Genomic DNA, 17952 nt, shown 5'->3' with positions numbered 1-17952 from the left:
CACAAGAACGATTATCTGTTCATTCGATTATTTAAACGCTACCAGTTAGGACAGACGTAAACATGATGAATCAACTCCTTAAAACAGCTTTGCTTGCAGTAGCCTTGGTAGGCACCACCAGTCACAGTCTTCTCGCTCAGGAAGAGTTCGATGATGAAGAATCGAAGAAAGTAGTGCCCATTGATAAGCGCTACCAAACCGAAGTGAACGCATTGGTCAAACTGCCAGCCGTACAGGCGGCCTTCAAACGCTTCGCCGAACTGGAGCCACAAACAAAGAAAACGCTGATTACACTGACCGAAATTCCGGCTCCTCCTTTTAAAGAAGAGGCCCGCGCCAAAGCCTACGCGGCCATGCTGAAAGAGGCTGGTGCGGATTCGGTCTGGATCGATGAAGTCAACAACGTACTGGCTAAAAAGAAAGGCAGGTCCGGCCAGAAAACGGTTGTCGTTGAAGCGCACCTGGATACCGTTTTCCCCGCCGGAACCGATGTGACGGTGAAACAAAAAGGGGATACACTCTATGCTCCCGGCATTGGCGATGATACCCGCGGACTTACCGCCGTCATGACGGTTTTGGCCGGAATGAAACACGCCAATATCCAGACCGACGCAGATGTGCTGTTCATTGGTGCCGTGGGTGAAGAGGGGCTGGGCGATTTACGCGGGGTGAAGCATCTGTTCCGGCCGGGTGGCCCTAAAATCGATTCCTACATTGCCGTCGACGGGCTGGGCATCAGTAATATTACCCACCGCAGCCTGGGGTCACACCGCTACCGGATTACGTTCAAAGGCCCCGGCGGGCACTCCTACGGGGCCTTTGGGATTGCCAACCCCCACGGCGCTTTGGGTAAGGCCATTTACTACTTTACCGTCGATGCGGATAAGTTTACCCGGCAGGGAATCAAAACAACCTATAACGTCGGTGTAATCGGGGGCGGCACATCGGTCAACGCCATCCCGTTCGAATCGCGGATGGAAGTAGATATGCGCTCCGAAAGCCCTGAGCGATTGAAAACGATTGATGCTATGTTACAGGCTGCTGTTCAGCGGGCACTCAAGGAGGAGAATGCTATGAAACGCCGGGGGCCTGACCTGACGGTGGAGGTGAAACTGGTTGGTGACCGCCCGTCGGGCCGAACCGAGGCCACTACACCATTGGTTCAGCGGGCCATGGCCGTAACCAAATACCTACAGGCCGAACCGAAGCTGAGTGCCAGCTCTACGAATGCCAACACCCCCATTGCCAACGGTGTTCCGGCCATCACCATCGGGAGTGGGGGTACGGGCGGGGGTGCCCACTCACTGAACGAATGGTGGCTGAATGACAAGGGCGTTTTGGGTATGGAGCGGATTCTGCTCTTACTCCTGACCGAGGCCGGTGTAGCACGGTAGGATTCCCTTCCGGCAAAGCTTACCTGTTTATACCGAAATCTTCCGGTCGCGGGCGATGGTTAACCACTCGTCCGCGATGCGTTTGTTTTCAATGGTATAGGCCCGTTCGTACAACGACACGGTGGGGCAGATATGGTTTGGAAGGCCATACAGCACATCGTCTATCTGGTAGGGGTGTCCTACTCCCGCTTCCACCACCAGATGCTCTTCACTTTGGCCGATAGCAACGAGTTCAGGCGCATTCAGGAACGTAATTCGCTCGCTTAGCACCCCTTCGGCCGCCACTGACTTATGGCCAACATCGATGCATAGCGTTGCGGAGTTGGGCAACGAAATGACCCGTGCCACCACCAGGGCTGCTGGCCGAAAAGGCTGCTCCGGCAATCCATCCTGATACCCCCTGTCCCAGTAAATAAACGTGCCGGGGCTGCATTCTACACCGGGTCTTTGGGCGTGAATCGGGAACGTAGGGCTGCCGCCCATGACCAGAACCGGCTCGGCAAATCCCCGTGCCAACAGGGCTTCGCTTAGTTGGTACACGGGCTGAAAAGCCGCATCGCAATCGGCAGTTCGAGCGGCCAGGTCGGGATTGCGCAGGTGCCCGTCATAGGCATGAAGGCCAACCGGATTTACGCCCGCTAACTGACTCAGCTCGTCGTAAAGCGTTAGCACCGCCGTATCGGGGGCAATGCCCGTACGGTTCATGCCCACATTCAGATCAATATAAACCGGTACGACCAGATTATCGCTGACGGCCTGCTGCGACAGTTCACGTGCCGTGATACTATTATCCACCAGGCACGAAAACCGCGTTCTGGGATACTTTGCCATCAGGGCCAGTAACCGGTGAATTTTGGTACCATTGGGCTGATAAGCCAGCAGCACATCAGGAGCCTCAATCATCGCCAGCATTTCGGCTTCGGCAATAGTAGCGCATTTGAACTTCCGGATGCCCGCGTCCAGCAGCAGTTGGCTGGCCTCCCGCGCCTTATTCGTCTTTACGTGAGGGCGCAGGCGGTTCACATCGCCGATGGTGTTTACCAATCGGGTAATATTCTCCCTTACCCGATTGGGGTACACGACCAGAGCAGGGGTATCAAGCCGGGCGACATCGTCGATCCAGTACCAGGGTCTTTGTTCCATGGTTCAGACCAGTTCGAATAAGGCTTCTACTTCGACGGGAATATTGTCGGGCAACGAACCCATTCCCACTGCCGACCGCACACCGATGCCGTTCTCCATTCCCCAAACGGCCGCGAATAGTTCGCTGCATCCGTTAATGACGTACGGGTGCCGGCCAAAATCGGCGGTGCAGTTCACCATGCCCAGCACTTTAATTACGCGCTTTACCCGGTCCAGGCTACCCAGGTGGGTTTTGATGGTTGCCAGCATGGTTAGGCCGACCTGCCGGGCGGCTAGTTTCCCCTGCTCCATATCCATATCGTCGCCAACGCGACCAATAATCAGGCTTTTATCGGCCTGAACGGGTCCATGACCCGATAAGTAGAGATACTTGCCGTCGATAAGGTACGGTTTGTACACGCCCAGAGGCAGGGGTGCGGGTGGCAGGGTAAGACCCAATTTGGCAAAAGCCGCTTCGGGAGATAAGGTGTCAGCTTGCATAATACGGGGTAATTGCGAATTCTGGTTCTTTATGGAGTGCAAACTTAACGGAAATAGGGTATTAACATCCTTCGTAAAGGGGTTCAATGTTTGTTATGAAGCCCGGGGAAATGACTGGCCATGACCATTGTGCTGCTCAGGTATGCATGAATCAACGAATAGCTCACGTAGCCCTGATGCTATAATTGTGTGAAGCGCCACTTAGTGGCAGGTAAATAATAAGCCCTGCTGCTGGCCTGGGAGACCTAAAGCAGCAGGGAGAAAACTGACCAACGTAATTATATCAAACAGGCTTATCGGCCCATTAAAGACCGAAGTCTACGGATAGTGTGTAGCCCGAACTGGTCAATAAAAACAACTTGTCTTTCTTGCAGTATGACATGGTAATATCGCTGTACCACACATGTTCGCCATCCGGACGTTTCAAAAAAAGGCGGTGAACTTTCTGGGCCGCTGTAACGATACACAAAATACCTTCGTAGCCTCCACTGAAATAATTTACGTTTGGAAACTGGGCGTAGGCAACTGTGTGCGGTGGAACAACCAGGTCAGGGTGCCAGTCAGTCAGCTTCTTAGACAGTTCCCCATCCGCAGCTTTGAACGTAACGCTGGTATCGCCCATAGAGGGGTTGTTGAGCGTATCGTTGTCATTAGGTAATATAGTTAGTGTGGCCGACACAGATTGCTTTTTGACAGTAGCAAAATGACCGGAGAAATTGCCGGCACAGGTGGCAGGAAACAGCTTTTTTAGGAGATTAGGGTCAACCTTTAGTCTGCTGGGGTCAACGATGATGTCACCAATTTTACGAACAGTAATGGCACTTCCTTTGGAAACGGGCTGCATAAAGACGATTGTTTAACGTGATGTGATTAGTTGAATACTAAGCCGAATGTAAAGGGTTGACAGATAAGCACAGACAATGAATTAGTAAACGGTAAAAAGAGTGAGGTTCTGGTTTTCAGCCAATCATTTTCAAATACAAAACAGTAAACCACATTTTTTTCGTACCTTTGCGGCCACGTTTTACGCAGGGGGTTCGTCCTCCAATCAAAACTTACAAGCACAAATGGCTGTTAAAATTCGTTTAGCGCGTCGTGGACGCAAAAAAATGGCGATGTACGACATCGTAATCGCGGAGTCAACCTCCCCACGCGATGGCCGGTTTATCGAAAAAATCGGTACGTACAACCCCAACACCGACCCATCGACGGTCGTATTGAAGTCGGAACGGGCTGTTTACTGGCTCATGGTTGGTGCCCAGCCGACGGATACCGCGCGTTCGGTATTGTCGCACGAAGGTATCATGTACCGCAAGCACCTTCAGGTGGGTGTAAACAAGGGAGCCATCTCGCAGGAGCAGGCCGACGAGAAGTTCACCACCTGGCAGGAAGGTAAGCAAGGCCGTAAAGATGATGCAGCTGGCACCAAATCGCAGACCAAAGATCAGGCTCGTGCCGCTCGTCTGGAAACTGAGAAGAAGGTGAGCGAGGCTCGTGCAGAAGCCATTGCCAAAAAGAACAAGGTAGAAGAGCCGGTAGTGGAAGCGCCTGTTGCGGAAGAAGTGGCTCCTGAGCCAGTAGCCGAAGCTCCTGCAGCCGAAGCGGCTCCTGCTGTTGAAGAAACACCTGTAGCTGAAGTCGCTCCCGTAGCGGAAGAGGCTCCTGTAGCTGAAGCTGCTCCCGTAGCAGAAGAGGCTCCTGCTGTTGAAGAAACACCTGTGGCCGAAGCGACACCTGTTGCGGAAGAAGTGGCTCCTGAGCCAGTAGCCGACGCTCCCGTAGCGGAAGCAGCGACTCCAGCGGTGGAAGAAGCACCTGTTGCTGCTGCTGAAGAAGCACCGGCACCAGAAGCGGCTGCTGAGGAAAAACCCAAAGCAGACTAACTTTTACGACAAAATCGGTAAGAAAGAGCCTGTTCGTTTCTGGACAGGCTCTTTTTGTGAATAACGCGGTCGGCCGGTGTCCCGGTGGAAAGCCGCCAACAATAACGACTCTTCAGTCGCACTATCTATGACAAAAGACGATTGCTACCAACTGGGCCACATCACCAAAACGCACGGCGTCAATGGTGAACTGGTGCTTTTTCTGGATGTTGACACCCCCACCGAGTACGCCGATCTGGCATCGGTACTGCTGGAGGTACGGGGTGAACTGATTCCCTATTTCATCGAGTCGATTGCTATCGTGAAGGGGAGTCGGGCTATTGTGGCCTTCGAGGATATTGACTCCATGGAACAGGCCGAACGGCTCATCAATTGCGGGGCGTTCCTGCCACTGGATGAACTGGAACCCATTACCGACGAAACCCGCTTTTACTTTCATGAAATTGTCGGGTATCAGATTATTGATGCCGAAGCGGGCGAACTGGGCACTGTACGGGGCATATACGCCATGAATGCCCAGGACCTGATTGCGATGGATTACCTCGATAAGGAAGTACTGATCCCTATCAACAGCGACATCGTTCGGACAGTAGACCGGGCCACCCGGAAGCTGAACGTGGCTCTGCCCGACGGCTTGCTTGCCATCTATATGGAAGAAGGGAAGGACGCGGATAAACCCGAAACGGAAGGGGATAGCTCTCTGCGGAGTGCCGATCAAGGCGACGAAACCCCGGATGATACCGATGAGGATTGATATTATTACCTGCCTACCAAAGCTCCTGGACAGCTTTTTTGCTCATTCCATTCTACAACGGGCGCAACAGGGTGGCTATGTGGAGGTGTTGGTACACGATCTCCGCGACTATACCGTCGACAAACACCGGCGGGTAGATGATTATGCCTTTGGCGGAGGAGCCGGTATGGTGATGCAGATAGACCCCATTGCCCGCTGCATTCGGGCTCTCCAGAGCGAGCGTACCTACGACGAGGTTATTTACATGACACCCGATGGCGTACGGCTGAATCAGCAAACGGCGAATGCGTTATCGTTACGGCAGAACCTGATTATCCTGTGCGGCCACTACAAGGGAGTTGATGAGCGCGTTCGCGAACTGTTCGTTACCCGGGAAATCAGCATTGGGGATTATGTATTGAGCGGGGGCGAACTGGCAGCCTGTGTCCTGTCCGATTCCCTCATCCGGCTGTTGCCTGGCGTGTTGAATGATGAGACGTCGGCTCTCACGGATTCGTTTCAGGATAATCTGCTGGCCCCCCCGGTCTACACCCGCCCGGCCGATTTTGAAGGGCACGAAGTACCCGCTATTCTGCTGTCGGGGCATGAGGCTAAGATTGACGCGTGGCGGCACGAACAGGCCCTGGAACGCACGCGGACAAGAAGGCCGGATCTACTGGAGTAACAGGCTCCCGAACCGGCCTGTTTTGGCCGATGATGCACTGAAACCCGAAACCCTGTTCTGCGCTAGTGGTGTTGGTTTATCGTAACCGACACCATGAGTACTAATCCACCGGGTGCGAACTCACAATTTTGCAATCGCAGCGTTTGGTTTCGGCGGGCAATGTAACGGGCTTGTCAAAAATACTTTTTGGGTCCAGCGTTCGGGAAAACGTTGTGTATTTCTCTTTCAACATCGTTCCTGCTGCGTCAAAGGCCACAATCTTTACGGATATGTCCTTGTGCGAACGGGTAGACAAATTATGGACGGCCACGTTGACCGTGGAGGTAACGAGCACGTTCTCCACGTCGGAACAATCAACGGAGAGGTCGATGGTTGAGGCTGAAAGGGACGTGTTGTTCTGCCGGGAGATAACAAACAGGGCAATACCGCCTAAAATGACGACAAGCAATACAATTCTGACTAGTGATTTCATAAGGGGTTAATGACTGATGCTCGTTAGGGATTACTAGTTTCCAGCGTTTCTTGGGCTGCTTTTTCCCGCCTTTTCTGCTCCCGTCGTTCCTGGCGGAGCTGTTTGCGGGTCTTTACGGTATCAGCGGGAGCGGGTTGTTCGCCCGGGGCTCTGTCCGGCCGTTCAGGTTGCACAGTGGGTTGTTCCGTATCAGTTGGTTTCTCGTCCGTTTTCTTTCCTTTAAACAACCGACGGAAGAAGTTGCCGATACCCGCTTCTCCTTCATCCAGGTCAATATCAACCGGGTCGGTCATCAAACTGTCGGGTAACGACAGCGAATCGACCGGGGCCACTTCCCGGCGGAGTCCTTCCCGGAGCCGAACATCGTAGAAGCCATAGGCTCCGGAGTCGGGCGCGGTCAGGCCACGCTTCGCCATGATGCGGCCAATCAGTTTGAAATACCCGCGTACACCACGCGCCTGAAGCGTACCGCCCGGAATGAACCAGTTTAGAGCCGCTTTGGGGCGGGGTACCACGAAAGCAAGGAAGATACTTTCGCCCAGGTTCAGGTTGGACGGGCTTTTGGCAAAGTAGTAGCGGGCTGCTTCGCCAATGCCGTACACGTTGCGTCCCCATTCAATAATGTTGAGGTACACTTCATACATCCGTTCTTTGGAAACGATGTGTTCATTTTCGATTAGCCAGACAATCAAAATCTCCTCTACCTTTCGCGACAGGGTTTTGTTGCGGCTTAGAAACGCGTTTTTGACCAGCTGCATGGAAATCGTACTGGCCCCCCGTTTAAACGATTTCTCTTTGAAGTTGGTGGCAATCGACACCCGGAAAGCCTTTTCGTTAAATCCTTTGTGGGTGAAAAAAGTATAATCTTCCGACGTCAGGAGGGCGTTTCGCAGGTCAGGGGTAATCTGATTTAAGGGGACAAAATCCGGATTTTCCGGGCCAACCCGAATGGTGCGAACCGGTTTGCCTTTTTCGAACGGTGTATAATTGAACGGACGATTTATGGCGGAAAAATCAGTTTGCCCCATTTTCAGGATACGGAACCCATCGGCCGTCAGGCCCGATTCAAATTTGACGGAATCCGGTAACGCCGTGTCCAGCTGAAAAGCAAGATCATATTTAAGCTTGCCAGCCACCTGCATGCCTTCCAGCGACTCGAATAATCCCTGCGGAAACGAATTGAATAATGCCTGGGCATTCATGGCACCGGTATGCAACTCAAGCTCGTACATTTTGACGGGTTTCAGCGTGTATTTAACGAATGGATGTGCGCTGACCTGACCCAGGTACAGCGTCGATGAACTATCCACGCCCACGTAATTTTCACCGACAAACAGGTTGGCATCAATGGCGGCCCGGGGCACAAATACGTCTGTGCGGGCAATGGCAGGGTGGTTGATACGTAGATTGCGCACCGAACCCGCTCCTTCCAGCCGGAACTCCCCCCGCGTACGGTCCACATCCCGGAGTTCGGCCCGCAGGGTATCGGCCTGTATTTTAAGGTTATATTTGTTTTCGATGTACGGAATTTCAATCGGTTTCGGCCTGCCGTTCTGCCCTTCGGCATACAATGCCAGGTCGTACTCCCTGTCGCCGGGGTCAGCAGTTCCCGTCAGGTGCCAGGTTGCCTGATTACCATTCAATTTAATGGTGGAGGTAACGTCTCCGTTATCAATCAGGGCCGTTTGGGTGAGTAAACTGAGGGTATCATTGTCGTCCATGACCCGAAACTCCAGATTACTGACATTCAGGTCGTCGGGAATTTTAGACAGGATATTGTCAATCAAATTCTCGGCAACATCGGCCATGTTGGTACGCTGAGCTTTCTCGGATGCGGTTGGCGTTGTGGCTGTGGAATCCCGTTTGCGATGCAGCAGGAAGTCTATGTTGCTGATCGAATCCCGTTTTACGACCTGAATCAGCCCGTTCTCGAGGGTCATTCCTGAGAGGCCGATTTTTCCGGCCAGCAGGGGCCAGAACCGTACGCCCAGCTCAACCCGGCGAATACGGGCGAGGCTATCGTGTTTTTCGGGTACAACCGAAATATCCGTGAAGGCCAGCGAAGTTAAACCGGTAAATTTTGCTGAACCAATACGAACATCGAGCTGATAATCGCGTTTGGCTTTCCGAATGCCCCGTTCGAGGGCCGTTTTTAGCAGGCTCTCCCGCTTGATATAGGCGAAACCTACGCCGACAAGAGCCAGCAAAAAAAGGCTTAAAAACACCCAGCCTGCTATACGCAGGGCTTTCTGTTGACGATACGTCATGCTTACTGTCTATGCTCGTAGCTGCAAAGATAGGGGTTTGTTGGAAAAGGGCACGGGTACAGCGTCTCCATCCTCTACGCCCAATGCCCTTTGCTAGGTGTCCTATACCCCGGTCAAAAATCCAGGTGGCAGTTGGTCCAGCCATCGTCGAAGCGGGTGCCAAACTGTTTGTAGAAGCCAATGGCGGGTTCATTCCAGTCCAGCACCTGCCACATCATACCCGTGCAGTTTGTTTCACGGGCTGTTTCAATGGTTGCATCCAGAAGCAGTTTCCCGACGCCAAAGCCCCGGAATGCTTCGGTCACGATGATATCTTCCAGATAAAGCCGTTTGCCTTTCCAGGTCGAATAGCGAAAGAAATAGAGTGCCATACCAACAATTTTCTCACTATCGGAGTCCTCGGCCATGATCATCCCGAATAACGGGTTGGGGCCGAAACCATCGAGTGCCATTTGTTCGATGGTGTTGGTCACCTGGTCGGCAGCCAGTTCATAAACGGCCAGTTCGTTTACTAAAGCAAAGGCTTCTGGTACATCTTCGAGGGTACCCGGACGAATTGAAATCATAGAGTTGTTTGCAGTAGAATGGTAGATAATAGATTGAGTAAGTAGAGTTCGCAAGATACTCAATACGTGGGTGGCCCCGATATACTCATTTGCGTCAGTCAGTTATATACTTTTGCCATTTCAGCAGAGCCGACTGAAAATCGTCGGGTAAATCCGAATCGAACTGCATCCATTCCCTGGTGCGGGGGTGCGTGAAACCCAGCGATTTGGCGTGTAGTGCCTGCCGGGGCAACAGGGCAAAGGCGTTGCCCACAAAGGCTTTGTAGCTGCCCACCGGATTTCCCCGCAAAATACGGTCTCCCCCGTACATGGCATCATTGAAAAGTGGATGGCCAATGTGTTTCAGGTGCGCCCGAATCTGGTGCGTTCGTCCCGTTTCCAGGTTGCACTGCAACAGCGTTACGTAACGCAGCTCTTCCAGCGTTTTGAAATGGGTAACGGCCCATTTTCCCTTGGCTTCGTCGTCGTAAATAACCTGTACTTTCCGATCCTTTATGCTGCGGCCAATGTACCCCGTAATGGTACCGTCGGGTGGATTGGGAACGCCCCAGACCAGCGCGTTATAGGTTCGTTCGATGGTGTGTTCAAAAAACTGCCGGGCCAGATACGTCATGGCGAATTCGGTCTTGGCAATTACCATCAGCCCCGACGTATCTTTATCGATTCGGTGTACCAGGCCCGGCCTGATATTCCCGTTTCGGGTGGTAGGCAGGTTCTGAAAATGATAGACCAGCGCGTTGACCAGCGTACCATCCCAGTTGCCATGAGCCGGATGCACCACCATACCCGCCGGTTTGTTCAATACCAGCAACTCGTCATCTTCGTAGACAATATTGAGCGGAATATTTTCGGGTTTGATATCCGTATCGCGGGGCGGGTGCGGCAGCGAGATGGTAATAACATCCGACGGTTTTATTTTGTAACTGGCCTTCGTCAGATTGCCATTCACCCGAACCGACTCGGCATCGATAGCGGCCTGAATTTTGGTGCGTGTGGCATTTTGCAACCGGTCCATCAGAAAGCGGTCAACGCGCAGCAGGCTCTGGCCTTTATCAACCACAATGCGGTGATGTTCGTATAATTCGTCGTCTTCGGGTAATTCGTCTTCTATTTCCGCTACCATTTTCTCAGCTTTGTAAGCCTATAGTCAAACCGCAAAAATACAGATTATGGACGAACTTGCCCGGCAGCGGGATCAATTGGCCCAGAAATCACCGGTTCACTGGCTTACGAACCCGTTTCCCGAACCCGTTCCTATCCGCGTGGGATTGAAACGTGACGACTTGCTGCATCCACTGGTATCGGGCAATAAGTGGCGTAAGCTGAAATATAACCTGCTGGCCGCCCGCGAGCAGGAAGTATCCACGCTGCTGACGTTTGGCGGTGCCTACTCGAACCATCTGTACGCTACAGCGGCTGCGGGGAAGGTGTTTGGGTTCAAAACCATCGGTATCGTGCGAGGTGACGAACTGGCATGTAAGCCGCTAAACCCCACGCTGAGTTTTTGCCAGTCGTGCGGGATGCACCTGCATTTTGTAAGCCGGACCTATTACCAACGCAAAGACGACTCGCAATGTCTGATTGAACTAAAGCAGCAGTATGGGACCTGCTACGTTCTGCCCGAAGGCGGCACCAATGAACTGGCCATCCGGGGTACAGCCGAACTTGTGCCGGAATTAATAACTCAACTTGGTTTTGCCCCTGATTACGTTTGTTGCCCGGTGGGTACGGGCGGTACGGTAGCCGGGTTGGCACAGTCGGCCCCGCCCGGAACGACGGTATTGGGCTTTATGGCCCTGAAACTCCCGGAACCGATACACCCCGAAAAATGGCTACCTGTAATGGATTACCACTTTGGAGGCTACGCCCGAACCACGCCTGAACTACTGGGTTTTATCCGGGATTTTGAGCAGAGAACCGGCGTACTACTGGAGCAGGTATACACCGGAAAAATGCTGTATGGTCTCTACGACCTCGCCCGAACCGGGTATTTCCCGGAAGGTGCTACCGTAGTGGCCGTGCATACAGGCGGGTTGCAGGGGAGGAGTGGGGAGTTGGGGTAGCCTGCTATCTTCCAATAATTCCTTACCTTGCTTTCATGGATACGATTTTTACGACCGAGCGCGTCAGGCCGCTGTTGGCGCGGGTTCGGGACTTTGTTGAAACCGAACTTATTCCGCTGGAAGCGGACTTTTCGCATCAAAACCTCGGTAAGATAATTCCCGTTCTTGACCAGAAGCGGGAAGCAGTAAAAGCCGCCGGACTGTGGGGACTCGCTCTCTCCAAATCCGACGGGGGGCATGGCCTGACCCTCTGCGAATTCGGGCAGATAAGTGAAGCTCTGGCCCACGCGCCGTTTTTCGGGCATTACGTGTTTGGCTGTCAGGCACCCGACATTGGCAACACCGAGCTACTCCATAAATTCGCGTCGCCGGAACTGAAGGAACGCTACCTGAAACCCCTCATGGCAGGCGAAATCCGTTCCTGTTTTTCCATGACCGAACCCGAATTTGCCGGGTCGAACCCAACGCGGATGGCCACCACCGCCGTGCGCGAGGGCGACGAATACGTCATTAATGGCCGGAAGTGGTTCACCTCGTCGGCGGACGGGGCGGCTTTTGCAGTAGTGATGGCCGTCACCAATCCCGATGCGGCCCCGCATCAGCGGGCCAGCATGATTATCGTGCCGACGGACACACCAGGCTTCAAAATAGAACGTAACATTCCTGTGTTTGGCGAAGCGGGCGAAGGCTGGTTCAGTCATTCCGAAGTGACGTACACCGATTGCCGGGTGCCGGTGTCGAACATTATCGTGGGCGAAGGCATGGGCTTCAAACTGGCGCAGGAACGGCTGGGGCCGGGGCGGGTGCATCACTGCATGCGCTGGATTGGTAATGCCGAAAAAGCTCTCGACCTGCTGTGCCAACGAGCGGCATCCCGCGAAATTGAAGACGGGGTGATGCTGGGCGAAAAGCAGTTTATCCAGGATTTTATCGCCGAGAGCCGGGCCGAAATCGACGCCTGTCGGCTGTATGTACTCAACACGGCGCACATGATAGATACGGTGGGGGTGAGCAACGTGCGTGATGCTGTGTCGGGCATCAAATTCTACGTAGCGAACGCTTTTCTGCGGATTCTCGACCGAGCCATTCAGGTACACGGTGCCCTCGGCGTAACGGACGATGTGGTGCTGTCGGCCATGTATCGTCACGAGCGGGGTGCCCGCATCTGGGACGGGGCCGATGAAGTACATAAACAGAATCTGGCGGCCAGTATCCTCAAAAAATATGGTCTGGATATCAAGCAGAAAGCTAAAGAAATACGGCAATTCCGGCAGATGATGGCCGGGGAGTTGGGAAACGGCTAATAAAGGGTAGATGGCCAGATGTATACGTTTCGGTCGATTTAAATCGCCCTCAACCAATCAGGTTTTCCTTTTTAAACTAAATACAATCAGTTTTTTGATGACCACCTCCGATTCCCCCCGTTCTGTCCGTACCGGTGAAGAACTTGACCTGGCTACCCTGAATAAATACCTGGAACAAAACGCGCCCGATATAGGCAATATACTGGAGGTTCGGCAGTTTCCGGGTGGCTTCTCCAACCTGACGTACTGGCTCAAAACGGCCAATCGGGAGTACGTTCTCCGCCGTCCACCGGCAGGGGCCAACATCAAAGGCGGGCACGACATGGGCCGGGAATTTCGGGTGCTGTCGCTACTAAAAGGCCACTACAACAAAATTCCGGAGCTGGTTATCTACTGCGGAGCGCCCGACGTGCTGGGTGCGCCTTTCTACATCATGAGTCGGGTGAACGGCATTATTCTTCGGGCTTCGATGGCATCAGCCCTGAACATTGCCCCGGAGCGGATGCGTCAGTTGTCCGAAGCCCTGGTCGATAACCTGGTCGCAATTCACGCGCTTGATATTGAGTCGACCGGATTGGTTCAGCTGGGCAAACCCGGTGGCTACGTACAGCGGCAGGTAGAGGGGTGGAGCAAGCGCTACCGTGATGCCGAAACAGACGACATTCCGGCCATGAATCGGGTGGGGGAGTGGCTGCACCAGAATTACCCCGCCGAACAGGCACCGGGTTTTTTGCACAACGATTACAAATATGATAACGTCCTGCTGGCCTCCGACCCAGAAACGGGCGAACCGACATGCGAAATAACCGGCGTGCTGGACTGGGAGATGGCTACCGTGGGCGACCCGCTTATGGACTTAGGGGCTACCCTGGCCTACTGGTCGGAAGCAACGGATAGCCCCGCCTACCGGAACTTCAACCTGACGTGGTTACCCGGCAACTTGACCCGGCAGGAAGTGGTGGACCGCTACGCCGAACGCAGTGGCCGTGACTTGAGCGGTATCCTGTTCTACTACGTATTCGGGTTGTATAAAAATGCTGTGATTGCCCAGCAGATTTACGCCCGCTGGAAACAGGGTCACAGTCAGGATGCCCGCTTCGGGAACATGCTGCCAATGATTGTAGAACTCGCCCAGAAAGCGGCCGACTCCATTGGGCAGGGGAATGACTTATTTATACGCCATTAACCGATTTCCAAAAGAGCGATTAATCCGACCACCTTTTATAAAATGCCAATAAAAATTACTTCATGAACAGACGGAATTTTATCAAAAGCAGCTCCGTAGCGAGCGTTTCAGCGGCTTCGCTTACGGCCGCAGCCTGTGCTTCACCCAAAAAGGCCGATTCATCAACGGACTCCAACGTTTTTACCGACGACTTTGACCTGAACGAAACAACCATCGGCGATTTACAGAAAAAAATGCAGTCGGGGGCGGCTACGGCTGCGTCCCTCACCCAACAGTATCTGGACCGGATAGACGCCGTTGATAAAAAAGGCCCCGGCCTGAACGCCGTAATTGAAATTAACCCCGATGCGCTGACTATGGCCAAAGCGATGGATGAGGAGCGTAAAGCGGGCAACGTGCGGGGACCGATGCACGGTATCCCCATCCTCATCAAAGACAATATCGATACCCACGACCAGATGATGACCACTGCCGGAGCGCTGGCCCTGGAAGGCCACAGAGCCGCGAACGATGCCTTTGTCGTCAAAAAACTACGGGAAGCCGGGGCGGTGATACTGGGGAAAACGAACCTCAGCGAGTGGGCCAACTTTCGCTCTACCCGGTCGAGTAGCGGCTGGAGCAGCCGGGGTGGGCAAACGCGCAATCCCTACGTGCTGGACCGTAGCCCCTGCGGGTCCAGTTCGGGGTCCGGGGCGGCTGCCGCGGCCAACCTGTGCGCCGTGGCCGTGGGTACCGAAACGGATGGGTCGGTCATTGCACCTTCGTCGTTTTGCGGACTGGTGGGTATCAAGCCCACGGTGGGTCTGGTGAGTCGCAGTGGCATTATTCCCATATCCAAAACGCAGGATACCGCCGGACCAATGGCCCGAACCGTAACCGATGCGGCTATTTTACTGGGTGCTATGACGGGCATCGACCCGACCGATGCGGTTACGACAGAAAGCGCCGGAAATGCCGCCACTGACTATACACCATTTCTGAAAACCGGTGGGTTAGCGGGCAAGCGCATTGGGGTCGAAAAGTCGTTTATGGATGGGCAGGAGGGCGTAGTGGGGTTGTACAAACAGGCTATCGACGTACTGAAGAAACAGGGTGCTGCCGTCGTGGAGGTAGACTTGCTCAAAAGCATCCGACCGGTTGGCGGGGCGGAATTCACCGTGTTGCAGTACGAATTTAAAGACGGGGTAAACAACTACCTCTCAACCGCCAACGCGGGGGTAAAAACGCTGGCAGATGTAATTGCTTTTAACAAGAAAAACGAAGCTAAAGCGATGCCCTTCTTCAAACAGGAAACCCTCGAAAGTAGTGAGGCTAAAGGCGATTTGACCAGCAAAGAATATACCGATGCGCTCGCTAAAACGCGGGGTTCGCGCCAGATCATTGACAAGCTGATGGCCGACAATAAACTGGACGCTATCTGTGGAACCAGTATCGGCTTTGCGGGTTGCATCGACCTAATCAACGGTGACTATGACACGGGGTTCTACTTCTGCCCACCGGCGGCTATGGCGGGGTATCCACACATCACCGTACCCATGGGGACTGTGCATGGCCTGCCGGTTGGTTTTTCGTTTATTGCCGGTGCCTGGCAGGAAGGGCCGCTTCTGTCAATGGCCTACGACTACGAACAGGCGTCGAAAAAACGAACCAAACCGACGTTCATTTCCTCTCTGATTCCCGCTTGATTTGGCCGAAAGGCTATGCTGTTACCAACAATCCCGTAAATTGAACGCATGAAATCAATTATTTTAGGTCTTATTGTCTGCTTATTTACTGTTAGTTCGGGCTCTTCCCAATCGTTAACTAGTGGAAAGTCGTTGCCACGCATCGGTATTGCGGGGCTGGGTATCGAATCCAGCACCTTTTCGCCAGCGATTACGCACGAAGAAGCCTTTCACGCCAAATACGGCCCGGAGGTGTTTACATCCTATCCGTTTCTGAGCGCCGGCTCTCCCTTGCGGCAACAGGCTACGTGGCTGCCAGCTTTGGTTGGTAAATCGCTGCCCGGTGGGGCCGTAACGCGGGAAGCCTATGAGTCGCTGGTGGGGAAAGTGCTGGATTCGCTTAAGAAAAACGGTCCGTACGATGGCCTGTATTTTGATATTCACGGCGCCATGAGCGTGGTGGGTCTGGACGACCCGGAGGGCGATTTCATTACCCGCATTCGGAAGGTGGTTGGTTATAAGGCGCTTATTTCCACATCCATGGATTTGCATGGTAACGTGTCGTGGCGGCTGGCGAAAAACTCCGATTTGATTACCTGCTACCGCATGGCCCCGCACGAGGATGCCATGCAAACCAAAGAACGGGCCGTAACCAATCTGCTGGAACGTCTGAAAAGTGGCAAAGGAAAACCCGCCTACAAAGCCTGGATTCCTATCCCCATTCTGCTACCGGGCGAACAGACCAGCACCCGCATCGAGCCGGGAAAAAGTCTTTACCAGCAGGTAGCTCCCCTGGCCGATAATCAAGCGGGCATTGTAGATGCGGCCATCTGGATTGGCTACGCCTGGGCCGATGAACCCCGCAATCATGCCGTGGTGATGGTCACTGGCGACGATAAGACCAGGGTGACAAAGGCGGCTGAGCAACTGGCCCGGTCTTTCTGGAATGTCAGGAATCAGTTCGACTTTGTGGCACCGGTGGGGACGCTGGAAAAATCTCTTGCCGATGCGCTGGCCAGCAAAAAACACCCCTTTTTTATCAGCGACACCGGCGACAACCCAACGGCCGGTGGCGCGGGCGACGTGACTTGGACACTCACGCAGTTGCTCGCCCGGCCTGAGTTTAAGCAGGCCGATGGCCCCTCGCTGATTTATGCGTCGATTCCCGATCCTGAACTGGTTAAAAAAGCTATGGCGGCTGGCGTGGGCGGGCAGGTCGATGGGGTGGCTGGTGCACGGGTCGATGCCCGGTTTGCCCCGCCCGTTCCCATAAAAGGAGCCGTCGAGTCAATTGTCGAAGGCGATATAAATGCGGAAGTCGAGGTGGTGGTGAAGGTGGGCAGTATCCACGTTATCGTGACGCAGAAGCGTAAGCCCTACCACAAGGAAGCTGATTTCACCCGCCTGGGTCTGAACCCCCGAACCGCCGACATTGTGGTCGTGAAAATTGGTTATCTGGAGCCGGAACTGTACGCCATGCAGGCCGGCTGGATAATGGCCTTAACGCCCGGCGGTGTCAATCAGGATCTGGCCCGTTTACCCTACAAACGCATCAAACGCCCCATGTTCCCGCTCGACAAAAACATGCCTGACCCGAATCTGTCGGTCCAGTTTGTACCCCGTTCAGGCGAGTCGAAGTAACAGGCATTGACTCCATATTCTTTTATGATCATTCTGTGATTTATACACGAGCTAAATGGAACAAAGTGACTAGACAAGTTATTAATATAAGTACCTGCCTACATTGACAGGAGGTACTAGTTAAACCAGTTGAGTCATGCCTAAAGCCATTAAAGGAACAGTGTTTTACACCCTTCCGGAAGCAGCTCAGGAATTGCACATTACGATTGGCCGGTTGAAAGGTTATCTGGATCAAAATCGGTTATCCAGCGAACGTATTGGCCGGACGGAGTTTATCAGAGAACAGATTTTGCGGGCTTATATGGCCAAACGTGGTCTGACACTCGAATGACGGGGGATGAGTACTCTGATGCCGTTACATTTTCCTCACACATATAGCGAATAAATCGTGCGAGAAGACAGAAAGCGAATAGTTGGTGAACCAGAGTTTTTCATCGGATTATTCGCTTTTTGATGTAGTAGCCACTAACA

At 53.5% G+C, this 17952-nt stretch carries 17 protein-coding genes; 10 read left to right on the top strand and 7 right to left on the bottom strand.

The window, feature by feature from the left end; translation table 11 throughout:
• The first annotated feature begins 65 nt into the window (after window positions 1-65).
• Window positions 66-1394, top strand: coding sequence for a M20/M25/M40 family metallo-hydrolase (locus B156_RS0114935; RefSeq protein WP_018620551.1), 1329 nt, complete (start codon window positions 66-68; stop codon window positions 1392-1394).
• Between the two features lie 27 nt (window positions 1395-1421).
• Here the strand turns inward: B156_RS0114935 and B156_RS0114930 are convergent, their stop codons facing one another.
• The 3 genes from B156_RS0114930 to B156_RS0114920 form a co-directional block, all read right to left on the bottom strand.
• Window positions 1422-2537, bottom strand: a complete 1116-nt coding sequence (locus B156_RS0114930) for a D-TA family PLP-dependent enzyme (RefSeq protein WP_018620550.1) — start codon at window positions 2535-2537, stop codon at window positions 1422-1424.
• A 3-nt stretch (window positions 2538-2540) separates the two neighbouring features.
• Entirely contained in the window at window positions 2541-3017 is a 477-nt protein-coding gene (locus B156_RS0114925; protein WP_026260843.1) for a RidA family protein, read from the bottom strand.
• A 304-nt stretch (window positions 3018-3321) separates the two neighbouring features.
• A complete protein-coding gene (locus B156_RS0114920) occupies window positions 3322-3861 on the bottom strand; it encodes a hypothetical protein (RefSeq protein WP_018620548.1) in 540 nt (179 codons plus the stop codon).
• Window positions 3862-4084: 223 nt separating this feature from the next.
• Between B156_RS0114920 and B156_RS0114915 the strand changes: the two genes are divergently transcribed.
• The 3 genes from B156_RS0114915 (at window position 4085) to trmD (ending at window position 6318) form a co-directional block, all read left to right on the top strand.
• Entirely contained in the window at window positions 4085-4900 is an 816-nt protein-coding gene (locus B156_RS0114915; RefSeq protein ID WP_018620547.1) for a 30S ribosomal protein S16, read from the top strand.
• Window positions 4901-5027: 127 nt separating this feature from the next.
• On the top strand, window positions 5028-5654 hold the full coding sequence (gene rimM / locus B156_RS0114910) for a ribosome maturation factor RimM (RefSeq protein ID WP_018620546.1): 627 nt from the start codon (window positions 5028-5030) through the stop codon (window positions 5652-5654).
• On the top strand, window positions 5644-6318 hold the full coding sequence (gene trmD / locus B156_RS0114905) for a tRNA (guanosine(37)-N1)-methyltransferase TrmD (RefSeq protein ID WP_018620545.1): 675 nt from the start codon (window positions 5644-5646) through the stop codon (window positions 6316-6318). The genes rimM and trmD overlap by 11 nt, the downstream gene beginning before the upstream one ends.
• 100 nt (window positions 6319-6418) lie before the next feature.
• Here the strand turns inward: trmD and B156_RS0114900 are convergent, their stop codons facing one another.
• The 4 genes from B156_RS0114900 to B156_RS0114885 form a co-directional block, all read right to left on the bottom strand.
• Entirely contained in the window at window positions 6419-6790 is a 372-nt protein-coding gene (locus B156_RS0114900) for a hypothetical protein (RefSeq protein ID WP_018620544.1), read from the bottom strand.
• A gap of 23 nt (window positions 6791-6813) precedes the next feature.
• Entirely contained in the window at window positions 6814-9057 is a 2244-nt protein-coding gene (locus B156_RS0114895; RefSeq protein WP_018620543.1) for a transglycosylase domain-containing protein, read from the bottom strand.
• A 113-nt stretch (window positions 9058-9170) separates the two neighbouring features.
• Window positions 9171-9623 (bottom strand): GNAT family N-acetyltransferase, encoded by a 453-nt coding sequence (locus B156_RS0114890; protein WP_018620542.1) that lies wholly within the window; start codon window positions 9621-9623, stop codon window positions 9171-9173.
• A 94-nt stretch (window positions 9624-9717) separates the two neighbouring features.
• Window positions 9718-10746, bottom strand: coding sequence for an RluA family pseudouridine synthase (locus B156_RS0114885; RefSeq protein WP_018620541.1), 1029 nt, complete (start codon window positions 10744-10746; stop codon window positions 9718-9720).
• A 46-nt stretch (window positions 10747-10792) separates the two neighbouring features.
• Between B156_RS0114885 and B156_RS0114880 the strand changes: the two genes are divergently transcribed.
• The 6 genes from B156_RS0114880 (at window position 10793) to B156_RS0114855 (ending at window position 17812) form a co-directional block, all read left to right on the top strand.
• Entirely contained in the window at window positions 10793-11686 is an 894-nt protein-coding gene (locus B156_RS0114880; RefSeq protein ID WP_018620540.1) for a 1-aminocyclopropane-1-carboxylate deaminase/D-cysteine desulfhydrase, read from the top strand.
• A gap of 35 nt (window positions 11687-11721) precedes the next feature.
• Window positions 11722-12990: an acyl-CoA dehydrogenase family protein gene (locus B156_RS0114875; protein ID WP_018620539.1), complete on the top strand. Its 1269-nt coding sequence runs from the start codon at window positions 11722-11724 to the stop codon at window positions 12988-12990.
• Window positions 12991-13087: 97 nt separating this feature from the next.
• Entirely contained in the window at window positions 13088-14176 is a 1089-nt protein-coding gene (locus tag B156_RS0114870) for a phosphotransferase family protein (protein WP_018620538.1), read from the top strand.
• A gap of 62 nt (window positions 14177-14238) precedes the next feature.
• On the top strand, window positions 14239-15861 hold the full coding sequence (locus B156_RS0114865) for an amidase (protein WP_018620537.1): 1623 nt from the start codon (window positions 14239-14241) through the stop codon (window positions 15859-15861).
• Window positions 15862-15909: 48 nt separating this feature from the next.
• Window positions 15910-17481 carry a M81 family metallopeptidase gene (locus B156_RS0114860; RefSeq protein ID WP_026260842.1) on the top strand — a complete coding sequence of 524 codons (1572 nt, stop codon included), beginning with the start codon at window positions 15910-15912 and terminating at the stop codon, window positions 17479-17481.
• A gap of 136 nt (window positions 17482-17617) precedes the next feature.
• Window positions 17618-17812, top strand: coding sequence for a MerR family transcriptional regulator (locus B156_RS0114855; RefSeq protein ID WP_018620535.1), 195 nt, complete (start codon window positions 17618-17620; stop codon window positions 17810-17812).
• Window positions 17813-17952 lie beyond the last annotated feature (140 nt).

Origin of the sequence: Spirosoma luteum DSM 19990 (assembly GCF_000374065.1) — a bacterium.
Lineage (GTDB): Bacteria > Bacteroidota > Bacteroidia > Cytophagales > Spirosomataceae > Spirosoma > Spirosoma luteum.
The sequence above is the reverse complement of the archived record's forward strand: the minus strand, read 5'-3'. Positions and strand labels throughout refer to the sequence as shown.

What these genes read in the sequence shown, in the direction of transcription:
- B156_RS0114925 (WP_026260843.1), bottom strand. Translation starts at nt 3,017, where the DNA reads ATGCAAGCTGACACCTTATCTCCCGAAGCGGCTTTTGCCAAATTGGGT.
- B156_RS0114875 (WP_018620539.1), top strand. Translation starts at nt 11,722, where the DNA reads ATGGATACGATTTTTACGACCGAGCGCGTCAGGCCGCTGTTGGCGCGG.
- B156_RS0114890 (WP_018620542.1), bottom strand. Translation starts at nt 9,623, where the DNA reads ATGATTTCAATTCGTCCGGGTACCCTCGAAGATGTACCAGAAGCCTTT.
- trmD (WP_018620545.1), top strand. Translation starts at nt 5,644, where the DNA reads ATGAGGATTGATATTATTACCTGCCTACCAAAGCTCCTGGACAGCTTT.
- B156_RS0114880 (WP_018620540.1), top strand. Translation starts at nt 10,793, where the DNA reads ATGGACGAACTTGCCCGGCAGCGGGATCAATTGGCCCAGAAATCACCG.
- rimM (WP_018620546.1), top strand. Translation starts at nt 5,028, where the DNA reads ATGACAAAAGACGATTGCTACCAACTGGGCCACATCACCAAAACGCAC.
- B156_RS0114920 (WP_018620548.1), bottom strand. Translation starts at nt 3,861, where the DNA reads ATGCAGCCCGTTTCCAAAGGAAGTGCCATTACTGTTCGTAAAATTGGT.
- B156_RS0114855 (WP_018620535.1), top strand. Translation starts at nt 17,618, where the DNA reads ATGCCTAAAGCCATTAAAGGAACAGTGTTTTACACCCTTCCGGAAGCA.
- B156_RS0114865 (WP_018620537.1), top strand. Translation starts at nt 14,239, where the DNA reads ATGAACAGACGGAATTTTATCAAAAGCAGCTCCGTAGCGAGCGTTTCA.
- B156_RS0114935 (WP_018620551.1), top strand. Translation starts at nt 66, where the DNA reads ATGAATCAACTCCTTAAAACAGCTTTGCTTGCAGTAGCCTTGGTAGGC.
- B156_RS0114900 (WP_018620544.1), bottom strand. Translation starts at nt 6,790, where the DNA reads ATGAAATCACTAGTCAGAATTGTATTGCTTGTCGTCATTTTAGGCGGT.
- B156_RS0114895 (WP_018620543.1), bottom strand. Translation starts at nt 9,057, where the DNA reads ATGACGTATCGTCAACAGAAAGCCCTGCGTATAGCAGGCTGGGTGTTT.
- B156_RS0114885 (WP_018620541.1), bottom strand. Translation starts at nt 10,746, where the DNA reads ATGGTAGCGGAAATAGAAGACGAATTACCCGAAGACGACGAATTATAC.
- B156_RS0114870 (WP_018620538.1), top strand. Translation starts at nt 13,088, where the DNA reads ATGACCACCTCCGATTCCCCCCGTTCTGTCCGTACCGGTGAAGAACTT.
- B156_RS0114930 (WP_018620550.1), bottom strand. Translation starts at nt 2,537, where the DNA reads ATGGAACAAAGACCCTGGTACTGGATCGACGATGTCGCCCGGCTTGAT.
- B156_RS0114915 (WP_018620547.1), top strand. Translation starts at nt 4,085, where the DNA reads ATGGCTGTTAAAATTCGTTTAGCGCGTCGTGGACGCAAAAAAATGGCG.
- B156_RS0114860 (WP_026260842.1), top strand. Translation starts at nt 15,910, where the DNA reads ATGAAATCAATTATTTTAGGTCTTATTGTCTGCTTATTTACTGTTAGT.